Annotated in this window: 9 protein-coding genes; 1 reads left to right on the top strand and 8 read right to left on the bottom strand. The window is 68.5% G+C overall.

Annotated elements, in window-relative coordinates:
• The coding region (locus ACQKDV_RS14965) for a ferritin-like domain-containing protein (protein WP_427784726.1) at nt 1–341 on the bottom strand (341 nt) is incomplete at its 3' end.
• Nucleotides 342–464: 123 nt separating this feature from the next.
• Here ACQKDV_RS14965 and ACQKDV_RS14970 point away from each other — a divergent pair.
• A complete protein-coding gene (locus tag ACQKDV_RS14970) occupies nt 465–2,795 on the top strand; it encodes a penicillin acylase family protein (protein ID WP_427784727.1) in 2,331 nt (776 codons plus the stop codon).
• A 72-nt stretch (nt 2,796–2,867) separates the two neighbouring features.
• Here ACQKDV_RS14970 and ACQKDV_RS14975 read toward each other — a convergent pair whose 3' ends face one another.
• The 7 genes from ACQKDV_RS14975 to ACQKDV_RS15005 form a co-directional block, all read right to left on the bottom strand.
• Nucleotides 2,868–4,256 carry a cation:proton antiporter gene (locus ACQKDV_RS14975; RefSeq protein ID WP_427784728.1) on the bottom strand — a complete coding sequence of 463 codons (1,389 nt, stop codon included), beginning with the start codon at nt 4,254–4,256 and terminating at the stop codon, nt 2,868–2,870.
• Nucleotides 4,257–4,397: 141 nt separating this feature from the next.
• On the bottom strand, nt 4,398–6,089 hold the full coding sequence (gene asnB / locus ACQKDV_RS14980) for an asparagine synthase B (protein WP_427784729.1): 1,692 nt from the start codon (nt 6,087–6,089) through the stop codon (nt 4,398–4,400).
• Nucleotides 6,090–6,435: 346 nt separating this feature from the next.
• Complete coding sequence (gene dapE, locus ACQKDV_RS14985) at nt 6,436–7,563, bottom strand: succinyl-diaminopimelate desuccinylase (RefSeq protein WP_427784731.1); 1,128 nt, start codon at nt 7,561–7,563, stop codon at nt 6,436–6,438.
• Nucleotides 7,560–7,925 carry an arsenate reductase gene (locus ACQKDV_RS14990; RefSeq protein WP_427784732.1) on the bottom strand — a complete coding sequence of 122 codons (366 nt, stop codon included), beginning with the start codon at nt 7,923–7,925 and terminating at the stop codon, nt 7,560–7,562. The genes dapE and ACQKDV_RS14990 overlap by 4 nt, the downstream gene beginning before the upstream one ends.
• Nucleotides 7,926–7,938: 13 nt before the next feature.
• On the bottom strand, nt 7,939–8,985 hold the full coding sequence (gene dapD / locus ACQKDV_RS14995; protein ID WP_427784734.1) for a 2,3,4,5-tetrahydropyridine-2,6-dicarboxylate N-succinyltransferase: 1,047 nt from the start codon (nt 8,983–8,985) through the stop codon (nt 7,939–7,941).
• A complete protein-coding gene (locus tag ACQKDV_RS15000) occupies nt 8,985–11,612 on the bottom strand; it encodes a [protein-PII] uridylyltransferase (RefSeq protein ID WP_427784735.1) in 2,628 nt (875 codons plus the stop codon). The genes dapD and ACQKDV_RS15000 overlap by 1 nt, the downstream gene beginning before the upstream one ends.
• 2 nt (nt 11,613–11,614) lie before the next feature.
• Nucleotides 11,615–11,996: M24 family metallopeptidase (locus ACQKDV_RS15005; protein ID WP_427784736.1), on the bottom strand; the 382-nt coding region annotated here is incomplete at its 5' end.

Consider the following 11,996-nt stretch of genomic DNA (forward strand, 5'->3'; position numbering starts at 1 on the left):
TGTACATCGGTGCCGAAGTCCGCGCCGGCGACATCATGGTCGGCAAGGTCACCCCTGGCGTATTCAGTATCGAGATCCTTCTGCAGCATCTCCTCCACGGTCTTGCCGGGCTCGGTGGCATGCGGGCGCATGTCCGGGTCGCCCCCCAGGAACAGGATGCGGCGCAGCAGCGCGTCGGCGTGCTGGGTTTCCTCTTGCATCTCGTGGTTCAGGCGTTCGTACAGCGCGAACAGGCCCTGGTCCTCGTAGCGGCGGGAATGGATGAAGTACTGGTCGCGGGCAGCAAGCTCGCCGCGCAGCAGTTCCTTCAGGCAGGCGATGACGTCCGGGTTGCCTTTCATGGGGGGCTCCTGTGAATCGATGCGGCATAGGGTGCCGTATTTCAAAATACGGTGATCTAATCGGAATCAGTCGCAGTTGCGCCTGCGGCTACACTTTCCCCACGCGTGCCCAAAGGACCTGCAATGCGACGTACCTGGCGTTGGATATTGGCGGCGCTCATCGCCATCGTGCTGGCCACCGTACTGGTCCTGTGGCTGCTGCTGCGCGGCAGCCTGGCGGAACTGGACGGTGACCAGGCGCTGCCCGGGCTGGCCGCGCCGGTCAGCGTCGAACGCGATGCACTGGGGGTGGTGACCATCACTGCCGGCAGCCAGGCCGACGCCATGCGCGCCCTGGGCCACGTACATGCGCAGGAGCGCTACTTCGAGATGGACCTGATGCGCCGCAGCGCCGCCGGTGAACTGTCGGCGCTGTTCGGGCCGCTGGCCATCGACGCCGACAAGCGCATGCGCGTGCACCGGCTGCGCGCCCGCACCGAGGCGCACCTGGACGTTGCGCTGGGCGACAACCCGCAGGCGGTGCGCGCCTACGTGGAGGGCGTCAACGCCGGCGTGGCCGATCTGTCAGTGCGGCCCTGGGCCTACCTGCTGCTACGGCAATCGCCCACACCCTGGCAGGCCAGCGACAGTGTACTGGCCGGACTGGCCATGTATGCCGACCTGCAGGACCCGGGCAACCAGAACGAACTGGCGCTCAGCCGCATCCGCGATGTGGTGCCGCCTGCCCTGTACGCACTGCTGGCCCACGATGGCAGCAGCTGGGACGCGCCCCTGCAGGGCGAGCCGCGCGGCGATGCGGTGCTGCCCGATGCCACGCAGCTGGACCTGCGTACACTGGCGTCCGCGCCCACCGCACCGGCCGCCGCAACCAATGCGGTCGGCAGCAACAATTTCGCCGTGGCCGGTGCGCTCACCGCCGACGGCCGCGCCATCGTCGCCGACGACATGCACCTGGGCCTGCGTGCGCCCAGCCTCTGGTTCCGCGTGCGCCTGCGCTATCCGGATCCGAAGGCGCCCGGCGGCCAGGTCGATGTCAGCGGCTTCTCGCTGCCAGGCGTGCCGGCGGTCATCGTCGGCAGCAACGGGCACGTGGCCTGGGGCTTCACCAACAGCTACATCGACACCGCCGACTTCCGCCGCGAACCGGCCAATGCCGCGGTGACCGTGCACCAGGAACGCATCGCCGTGGCAGGCAATCCCGATGTCGTGTTCCCGGTGCGCGAAACCGCCTGGGGACCGATCCTGCACACTCACGCCGACGGCAGCGGCGATGCCCTGCGCTGGGTCGCCCACCTGCCCGGCGCGGTGCGCATGGACTTCGCCGACATGGCCCGCGCGGGCAACCTCGACCAGGCCCTGAAGACCGCCGACCACGCCGGCATTCCCGCGCAGAACCTGGTCATCGGCGACCGCAGCGGGCGCATTGCCTGGCGTCTGGTCGGCGCCCGCCCTGATCGTGGCCCCGGCTGCGTGCCGCAGGGCTTCAGCAGTGCACAGAACAGTGCAGAGTGCGCGCCGTGGCCGATCCGCAGCGATGCCGCGCCGGCGCTGATCGATCCGCCTGCACAGCGGCTGTGGACCGCCAACAGCCGCGTGGTCGATGATGCCAGCCTGGCCGTGGTCGGCAACGCGGGCTACGACCTGGGCGCGCGCGGCCAGCAGATCCGCAACCTGCTGGCCAGCCAGGAACGCTTCGACGAACATGACCTGCTGGCGATCCAGCTCGACGACCGTGCCGTGTTCCTGCAGCGCTGGTGGGTGCTGCTGCAGGACACCGCTGCACGCAGCGACGACCCGTCATTGAAGCGGCTGGCCGCCGCCAGCGGGCATTGGGACGCGCGTGCCTCGGCCAGTTCAACCAGCTACCGGATCGTGCGCGGCTTCCGTGGCGAAGTGCTCGATGCCATCGAACGGGCGCTGCTGGCGCCGGCCAGGGCGCGGCTGGGCGAGGACTTCCTGCCGCCGCGCCTTGCGCAACTGGAAGGCGTGGTCTGGCCGATGCTGGAACAGCGCCCGGCCAACCTGCTGCCGCCGGGCGTGGACAACTGGGACGCACTGCTGGCCAACGCTGCGCACACCCTTGAAGCCGACCTTGGCAAGCAGGGGCCGCTGCAGCAGCGCACGTGGGGCGAGCGCAACGTCGCCGACATCTGCCACCCCGTCTCGCGTGCCCTGCCCGCCTTCACCCGTCGTTGGCTGTGCATGCCGGCCGACCAGCTGCCTGGCGACCGCGACATGCCGCGTGTGCAGGGGCCGAACTTCGGTGCCTCGCAGCGCATGGTGGTGTCGCCCGGCCATGAAGCCGATGGCATCGTGCACATGCCCGGCGGCCAGAGTGGGCACCCGCTGTCGCCCTACTGGGGCGCCGGCCACGAGGACTGGGTGCATGGCCGCCCGACCCCGTTCCTGCCGGGCAAGGCGCAGCATGTATTGAAACTGGTCCCGGCGAGATGAATGTAGAGCCGAGCCCATGCTCGGCTGCCTTGGCGTGAAGCCGAGCGCAGGCTCGGCTCTACAGCGTACGGATCACGCCCGGCGCCGCTCGATCAGGTTCAACAGCGGCCCGGTCATCGCCGTGGTCACCAGTGCCATGACGACCAGCACCGCAAACAGGCGGTCACCGAGCAGGCCCAGCTCGTAGCCGAGGTTGAGCACGATCAGCTCCATCAGGCCGCGGGTGTTCATCAACGCGCCCAGGCGCCAGGCCTCACGGCTGTCCATGCCGGTGCTGCGCGCCGCGCTCCAGGTACCCAGCAGCTTGCCGGCCGTCGCCACCCCGATCACCACCGCGCACAGCAGGATGTCGCTGGTCTGCAGTACGTCGGCACGCATGCGCAGGCCGGTCATCGCGAAGAACAGCGGCAGCAGCAGGGTCACGGCGAAGGGTTCGACCTTGGCCACCAGCAGGTTGCGCAGCTGCGCGTTGGACGAGACGGCCACACCCGCAGCGAATGCGCCGAACAGCGCATGGATGCCCAGTACCTCGGTCACCAGCGCGCTGGCCAGCGACAGCAGCAGAATCCCCAGCAGCCAGCGGCCTTCGCGCCCGGCGGTGATCTGCTGGCGCGCGAACCACGGCTTCATCGCGCCCAGCATCAGCGCGATGTACGCCACCACGCAAAGCAGGTTGACGCTGGCCGGCAGCCATCCCGCCGCCTGCGCAGTGGCCACGATCATCGCCAGCATGCACCATGCGGTGGCGTCGCCCAGGGCCGCGCACGCGATGGCGGTCTGCCCCAGCGGCGTCTGCGTGATACCGCGGTCGGCGAGGATGCGCAGCAGCACGGGGAACGCGGTGATGCTCATGGAAATGCCGACGAACAGCGCGAAGGCGGTAAAGCCCACGCCCTGCGGGCCGTGTTCGGGATACAGCCAGATGGCCAGCGCGACCCCCAGCACGAACGGCACCGCAATGCCGGCGTGGCTGACGGTGAAGGCGAACCTGCGGCGGCCGCGCAGTGCGCCCAGGTCGAGTTCGGCCCCCGCCACCAGCAGGAACATCAGCACGCCCAACTGGCTGAGCATGCCCAGCGGGCCCAGCGACATGGCCGGGAACAGGGCATCGTGCAGCGACGGCAGCAGGCTGCCCAGCACCAGCGGCCCCATCATCAGGCCGGCGGCCATCTCGCCGATCACCGCGGGCTGGCCGAGATACTTGAGGAGTGCGCCCGCCCCCTTGGCCACCAGCAGCAGCACCAGCAGCTGCAGCAGGAACAGGCCCAGCGGCGATGCCAGGTGGTGGGCCCAATCACTGCCGACCACCGCCTCGGCCTTGGCCGCAACCGACGGCACGCCCGGCCCCGCATAGCGCGCCAGCGCCAGGCCGATCGCCAGCGGAACCGCCGCCCACGCCAGATAACGCCAACCCCATTTCATCGGCGGCACGCTGCCTCCGGTCTGTACGTCCATGAACATTCCCCAATGCGCAGGGGCCCGATGATACGTCCTTCTTCGCGCGCCCGCCGGGCATGGCCCGGCGCTACCGGGGAAGGTAGCGCCAGGCCGTGTCCGGCGGAATCATTGTTCGGTAGCGCCGGGCCGTGCCCGGCGGAAACATCAGGCCAGGGCTTGTTCGTGGACGCCGGCGATGGCGCGGCCGGACGGATCGGCGGCGGCGGCAAAGCTCGCGTCCCAGGCGATGGCGGCCGGTGAGGAACAGGCGATCGACTTGCCCCCCGGCACGGTTTCGGCAGCGGCACGGCTCGGGAAGAACTGTTCGAACAAGTGGCGGTAGTAGTACGCCTCCTTGGTCTGCGGTGGGTTGTGCGGGAAGCGTTTGTCAGCCGCCGCCAGCACGCGGTCACTCACCTGCGCCTCGGCATGGGCCTTCAGGCCATCGATCCAGCCGTAGCCGACGCCATCGCTGAACTGCTCCTTCTGCCGCCACAGGATGCTGTCGGGCAGGTAGCCATCGAACGCTTCGCGCAGCACCGCTTTTTCGATGCGGCGGCCGCCGAAGCCGGCACCGACCATCTTGTGCGCGGCGTCGAACCGCATGGCCACATCGAGGAACTCGCGGTCCAGGAACGGCACGCGCGGCTCCACGCCCCAGGCCATCATCGACTTGTTGGCGCGCAGGCAGTCGTAGTTGTGCAGGGCGTCGAGCTTGCGCACCAGTTCCTGATGGAATTCGCGCGCATCCGGCGCCTTGTGGAAGTACAGGTAGCCGCCGAAGATCTCGTCGCTGCCCTCGCCGGACAGCACCATCTTCACGCCCATGGCCTTGATCCGCCGCGCCAGCAGGAACATGGGCGTGGATGCACGGATGGTGGTGACATCGTAGGTCTCGATGTGGCGGATCACCTCCGGCAGCACGTCCAGGCCTTCCTCGAAGCTGTATTCGAAGCCATGGTGCACGGTGCCCAGCGCTTCGGCGGCGATGGCGGCCGCGGCCAGGTCCGGCGAACCTTTCAGACCGATCGCGAACGAGTGCAGGCGCGGCCACCAGGCTTCGCTCTGCCCGCCATCCTCGATGCGGCGGCGCGCGTAGCGTGCGGCCACGGCTGCCACCAGCGAGGAATCGAGACCGCCGGACAGCAGCACGCCGTAAGGCACGTCGCTCATCAGCTGGCGCTCGACCGCCTGTTCGAACGCCTGTCGTAGTTCGGCCAGATCGGCCTGGCGGCCTTCCACATCGGCGTACTCGCGCCACGGCTGCTGGTAGTAGCGCACCAGTTCACCGCTGGCGCTGTCGTAGTAGTGGCCCGGCGGGAACTGCGCGACGTCGGCGCATGCATCCACCAGCGCCTTCATTTCAGACGCCACGCGCAGGCGCCCCTGCGCATCATGGCCCCAGTACAGCGGCACCACGCCAATCGGGTCGCGGGCCACCAGCACGCGGCCGGCATCGCGGTCCCATAGTGCGAACGCAAAGATGCCGTTGAGCTGTTCCAGCCACTGCGCCGGCGCACCGCCCTGGCGGTACAGCGCGTTGATGACTTCGCAGTCCGAGCCGGTCTGGAAGTCGTAGGCGGCGGTCAGCGCGGCCTTCAGGGCCTGATGGTTGTAGATCTCGCCGTTCACCGCCAGGGCCAGCTGGCCATCGGCCGACAGCAGCGGCTGCGAGCCACCGGCCGGGTCGACGATGGCCAGGCGCTCATGGACCAGCAGTGCGCCTTCGTCCAGGTACACGCCGCTCCAGTCCGGGCCGCGGTGGCGCTGCCGCTGCGACAGCTCCAGCGCGTGGCGGCGCAGGGCGGGAAGATCGTCACCGGCCTGCAGGCCGAAGATTCCGAAGATCGAACACATGGGTGGCGCTCCTGTAGTGGGGGATTACACGGGGGGAAGGTGTTCGACCGGCCAACCAGGCCCGGGAGGGCTGCGCCCGGGCACAAAAAAACCCGCATCGGCCGATGCGGGTTTTCTGGTGTCCGGGCGTATGTTGCTGTCTATCTACCCAGGGCGCAGTCCCGCATCGGCCGCGCACGATTATTCGTGCGCAGATTATTGCGGTTGGTGTTGTTGACGGCGGTGGCCAGGCGGATCGACATGGCATCGACCGTAACCCGGTTCTGGGAGCCGTGCAACAGTTGCGTTGGCAACCAGCCAGAGGCGTGCCGACCACCGGTCGGCACCCACCGGTCGGCACCTACCGTTAAGCCAGCAGGCGCTCCACCAGCCGCTGGTACAGGCCCGGCAAAGCTTCAAGCTCGTCCACGCGCACGTTCTCGTCCACCTGGTGGATGCTGGCGTTGACCGGCCCCACTTCGATGCACTGCGCCCCCAGCGGCGCGATGAAGCGCGCATCGGAGGTGCCACCGCCGGTGCTTTCTTCCGGCGTACGGCCGATGTGCTCGGCCAGCACCGCACGCGCAGCAGCGCGCAGCGGACCTTCGGGTGTGTAGAACGGCTCACCGCTGCGGTGCCACTTCAGCGTGTACTGCAGACCGTGCTGGTCCAGCAGCGCGGTGATCTCTGCTTCCAGCCTCGGCGCATCCCAATGCGGGTTGTAGCGGATGTTGAAATCCACCTCCAGTTCGCCGGGAATCACATTGTTGGCGCCCGTGCCGGCATGGATGTTGGAGATCTGCAGGCTGGTCGGCGGGAAGCTTTCAAAACCCTCGTCCCAGCGCCGCGCACTCAGTTCAGCCACTGCCGGCGCTGCCTGGTGAATGGGATTCCGCGCCTTGTCCGGGTAGGCCACATGGCCCTGCACACCCTGCACGCGCAGCTTGGCCGACAGGCTGCCGCGCCGGCCGACACGCAGCAGATCACCCAGCGTCGCCGTCGAGGAGGGCTCGCCGGTGATGCACCAGTCGATGCGCTGGCCACGCTCGGCGAACAGGCGCGCGACATGGCGCACGCCATCGATGGCATCGCCTTCCTCGTCGCTGGTGAGCAGCACGGCGAGCGTGCCGGCATGGTCAGGGTGTGCGGCCACGAACTGCTCGGCAGCGATGACGAACGCGGCCACGCTGCCCTTCATGTCCGCGGTGCCACGGCCGTAGAGCACGCCGTCGCGGATCTGCGGGGTGAACGGATCGCTCTGCCACGCCTCGCGCGGGCCCGGCGGCACCACATCGGTGTGGCCCAGCAGCACCAGCACCGGGGCACCGCTGCCATGGGTGGCCCACAGGTTGTCGACCTCGCCCAGGCGCAGGTGTTCGCACTGGAAGCCGGCCTGCTGCAGGCGCGCCGACAGCAGCGCCTGGCAGCCGGCGTCGTCCGGCGTCACCGAGGGCCGCGCGATGAGATCGCAGGTCAGGTCGAGGACGGCGCTCACGCGCCGCCCACGCCGAAGCGTGCCTTGAACCCGTTGTCACTGAAGCCCTGGCTGACGACGCCGTCGGCAGTCACCACCACCGGGCGTTTGATCAGCTGCGGGTACTCGCGCAGCAGCAGCTTCCACTCGGCATCCGAATCGGCGGCCTTGCGGTTGTCCGGCAACTGCCGCCAGGTGGTGGACGACCTGTTGACCATCGCGGCCAGGCCACCCAGCTGCGCGGCCCACTCCAGCAGGGTTTCCGGGCTGGGCTTGTTGTCGCGGTAGTCGACAAAGGTGTACGCCACGCCGAAGCGGTCCAGCCACTTGGTCGCCTTCCTGCAGGTATCGCAGTTCTTCAGACCGTAGACAGTGGTGCTCATGCCGTTGCCCCGCTCAATCCGCCAGGCCACGCAGCAGATCGTTCACGCTGGTCTTGCTGCGGGTCTTCGCATCGACCTGCTTGACGATCACCGCGCAGTACAGCGAGTGGGTACCATCCTTGCTCGGCAGCGAGCCGGACACCACCACGCTGTACGGCGGGATGTAGCCGTAGGTGATCTCACCGGTGGCGCGGTTGTAGATGCGGGTGCTCTGGCTGAGGAACACGCCCATGCCGATCACGCTGTGGTGGCCGACGACCACGCCCTCGACCACTTCCGAACGTGCGCCGATGAAGCAGTGGTCTTCAATGATGGTCGGGCTGGCCTGCAGCGGCTCGAGCACGCCGCCGATGCCGGCACCGCCGGACAGGTGGCAGTGCTGGCCGATCTGCGCGCAGGAACCGACGGTGGCCCAGGTGTCGACCATGGTGCCTTCACCGACGTAGGCACCGATGTTGGTGAAGCTCGGCATCAGCACCACATCCTTGCCGAAGTACGTGCCGCGGCGTGCAATCGCACCCGGCACCACGCGCACGCCCGCGCGGCGGAACTTCGCTTCGTCATGGCCGGCAAAGCGCGATTCGACCTTGTCCCAGAACGGCGCCGGGCGCGCATCGACCACCGCCATGTCGTTGACACGGAAGTACAGCAGCACCGCCTTCTTCAGCCATTCGTTGACCTTCCAGCCGCCGTGGCCATCCGGCTCGGCCACACGGAATTCACCGGATTCCAGGCCATCGATCACCCGGTTGACCAGCGGACGGGTGGAGCCCTCCAGTTCATGCAGGGTCAGCGTGGCACGGCGCTCGAAAGCACTCTCGATGCCGAACTTCAGTTCTTCCACACCCGGCACCGGCGGCTTGCGCAGCGACTTGCGGGCAATGGTTTCAGCGCGGGCGGCTTCGGCACTCCTGGCCGGGGCCTTCTTCGCCGGGGTTTTCGCAGCAGCAGCCTTCTTCACCGGCGCCTTGGCCGGGGCGGCCTTCTTCGAGGCAGCAGTCTTTTTCGCCGCCGCGCTCTTGGCGGTCGCAGCAGTCTTTTTCGCAGGCTTGGTGGCCATCAGGTGGGGTCTCCGGCGTTTCGATCGGGGTCCAGGCAGGCAAGCATCGCGTCATGCAGCTGCTGCCGGGCGGGTTCGGTCAGGGGGAGGTCGTGTTCGTCACTGATCACGAAGGTGTCTTCGGCACGTTCGCCGAATGTGGCAATGCGCGCGTCATGCACGCGCAGGCCTTGGTTGCGCAGCACGAAGGCCACATCGGCCAGCAGGCCGGGGCGATCGGGCGCGACCAGGGCAAAACGGGTCGCGCCGGGCTCATCGCGGAACTCGATGCGCGGTGCGAAGCGGAAGTGGCGCAGCTGCCGTGGCACCACCCGCCGCGATGGGCGCAGGCGGGTCAGGTCGCCACTCAGCGCTTCGCGCAGTGCGGCTTCCAGGTTGGCGCTGCTGCCATCGGCAAAGGTGTCGGCCGGACTCACTTCAAAGGTATCGAAGATGGTGTCCGCCGGGCCGTCCAGCACGCGCGCGCGGTGGATGCCATATCCTTTGCGGTCCAGGGTCATCACGATGGCCGCAAACAGGCCATCGCGGTCGGGCGAGTGCACGAACACTTCCAGCGCGGGGTCGTCCACGCTGATCCGGCGCACCTTCACCAGGGTGTGGCCCTGCCTGATCGGCACCAGCGCCGAGGCCTGCCATGCCAGCTGTTCCGGGCGCAGGCGCATGAAGCCCTCGTCGGGCATCACTGCGAACTGGCGGTCGATGGTGGCATCGTCGTAGCCCTGCTCGCGCACCAGCGCACGCACGCTGTCACGCGCCTCGGCCACCCGCTCGGCGGCCGGCATCGGGTGTTCCAGCCCATCACGCAGCGCGCGCCGGGTCGCAAAGTACAGATCGGCAAGCAGCCGGTCCTTCCACGCGTTCCACAGCTTGGGACTGGTGCCGGCGATGTCGGCACAGGTCAGCAGGTACAGGTAATCGAGGCGGTCACGGCTGCCGGCGAGCGTGGCGAAGCGATGGATCACCACCGGGTCGGCAATATCCTGCTTCTGCGCGGTCACCGACATCCGCAGGTGCTGCTGCACCAGCCACGCCACCAGTTCGGTATCGGTGCCGTTGAGCGCGTGTGCCTGGCAGAACGCGCGCGCGTCCACCGCGCCCAGCTCGGAATGGTCACCTCCGCGGCCCTTGGCGATGTCATGGAACAGGCCGGCCAGCAGCAGCAGTTCCGGCTTGCGCAGGCGTGGCCAGACCTCATGGGCGATGGAGAACCGTTCGTCGGCGCGGCTGCTGGCGAACAGCCCGATGTTGCGCAGGACCATCAGCGTGTGCTGGTCGACCGTATAGACATGGAACAGATCGAACTGCATGCGCCCGCTGACCTGGGCGAAGGCCGGTATCCACTGCCCGAGCACGCCCAGCCGCGCCATGCGCGACAGCGTGTCGACCGGGCGCTGGCCGCGCAGCAGGGCCATGAACTGCTCGCGCGCATCGGCGTCGGCCTTGTCGTAGGCCGGCAGCACGGGCAGCGCCTCGGCCAGCGCACGCGCGGTGAGCGAATGCAGGCCGCGTACCTGCGGGTTGTTGGCCCAGCTGGAGAACAGCGCGAATACCTGGCCGATATCGCCGCGCGGCCAGTCGGCATCATTGGCGGCCAGGTAGCCGCGGCGAAGCGAAAAACCGACCGTCAGCGGTTCCGGCTGCGCCTCGCCATCGAACTGCTCCTCGAAGCGCTGCAGCAGGCGGTCGCTGATCCGGCGCACCACCAGCGCGGCGCGGTAGAAGCCCTGCATCATCTTCTCGACGCCCAGGTTCTCGGCGTCGTCTTCAAAGCCCAGGCGCGCGGCGAGGGTCTTCTGGTAATCGAAACGCAGGCGCTCTTCCGGGCGGCGTGCCACCAGGTGCAGACCAAACCGCAACCGCGCCAGCACCGCGCGCTCGCGCTTCAGTGCGGCGGCTTCGTCGGCACCCAGGTGGCCCAGCCCGACCAGTGCTTCCAGATCGCGTACACCAAACGCGCGCAGCGCCATCCAGCCCAGCGTATTGAGGTCGCGCAGTCCACCGGGGCCATCCTTCAGGTCCGGCTCCAGGTTGTCGGCGGTGTCGCCGAAGCGCTCGTGGCGGGTGCGCAGCTCTTCCAGCTTGGCCAGGAAGAACGTACGTGCCGGCCACAGCTCGCGGTCATCGATGGCCCCGCGCAACGCGCGCCGGGCAGCGTCGTCGGCCACGATCGGGCGCGCTTCGATCAGCGCGGTCAGCACGGTCTGGTCAGCGGCCGCTTCGCGGCACTGCGCCGCGGAACGCACCGCATGGCTGACCGCCAGGCCGCAATCCCACAGCAGCGCGAACAGCCGCGACAGGGCGGCCTGATGGGCCAGCTGCGCCGGGGCATCGCCGAACACCAGCAGGTCGATGTCCGAGCGCGGGAACAGTTCACCGCGCCCGTAACCGCCCACTGCGAACACCGACAACCCGCTGCCGGGCGGCAGGCAACGCTGCCATGCCAGGCGGATCAGGTGGTCGGCGGCGCGCGCGCGCAGTGCGATCAGGCGTTCGATGTTGTCGCCCTGGTCGAAGCGCCGGTACAACCGCGCATCGGCCTGCTGCAGCGCCTGCCGCGCGGCAGCTGCCCATTCGGGATCGTCGAGCGAGTCGGCCGGCGCGTCCAGCAGTGAACCCGCCGGCAGCATCGTCAGGAGACCTGCGATTCGCCCGGCGACAGGGTCAGCACGTCCACGCCGGTCTCGGTGACCGCGATCATGTGCTCCCACTGCGCCGACAGCTTGCGGTCCTTGGTCACCACGGTCCAGCCGTCCGGAAGCACCTTGTTGTAGCGGGTGCCCTCGTTGATCATCGGCTCGATGGTGAAGGTCATGCCGGGCTGCAGCACCAGGCCCTGGCCCGGGCGGCCGTAGTGCACCACCTGCGGCTCGTCGTGGTAGACCTTGCCGATGCCGTGGCCGCAGTATTCGCGCACCACGCTGAAACGCTCGCTTTCGGCATAGCTCTGGATGGCGTGGCGCACCGACCCACTGACCGGGATCATGAACCGCGATGCGGTGCTCACCGATCTG

Origin of the sequence: Stenotrophomonas sp. NPDC077659 (genome assembly GCF_050268705.1) — a bacterium.
In the GTDB taxonomy this organism is placed as follows: Bacteria; Pseudomonadota; Gammaproteobacteria; order Xanthomonadales; family Xanthomonadaceae; genus Stenotrophomonas.

Excerpts from the sequence above, each read along its gene's own strand:
- ACQKDV_RS14970 (WP_427784727.1), top strand. The coding sequence starts at position 465 with ATGCGACGTACCTGGCGTTGGATATTGGCGGCGCTCATCGCCATCGTG.
- ACQKDV_RS14975 (WP_427784728.1), bottom strand. The coding sequence starts at position 4,256 with ATGTTCATGGACGTACAGACCGGAGGCAGCGTGCCGCCGATGAAATGG.
- asnB (WP_427784729.1), bottom strand. The coding sequence starts at position 6,089 with ATGTGTTCGATCTTCGGAATCTTCGGCCTGCAGGCCGGTGACGATCTT.
- ACQKDV_RS14990 (WP_427784732.1), bottom strand. The coding sequence starts at position 7,925 with ATGAGCACCACTGTCTACGGTCTGAAGAACTGCGATACCTGCAGGAAG.
- dapD (WP_427784734.1), bottom strand. The coding sequence starts at position 8,985 with ATGGCCACCAAGCCTGCGAAAAAGACTGCTGCGACCGCCAAGAGCGCG.
- ACQKDV_RS15000 (WP_427784735.1), bottom strand. The coding sequence starts at position 11,612 with ATGCTGCCGGCGGGTTCACTGCTGGACGCGCCGGCCGACTCGCTCGAC.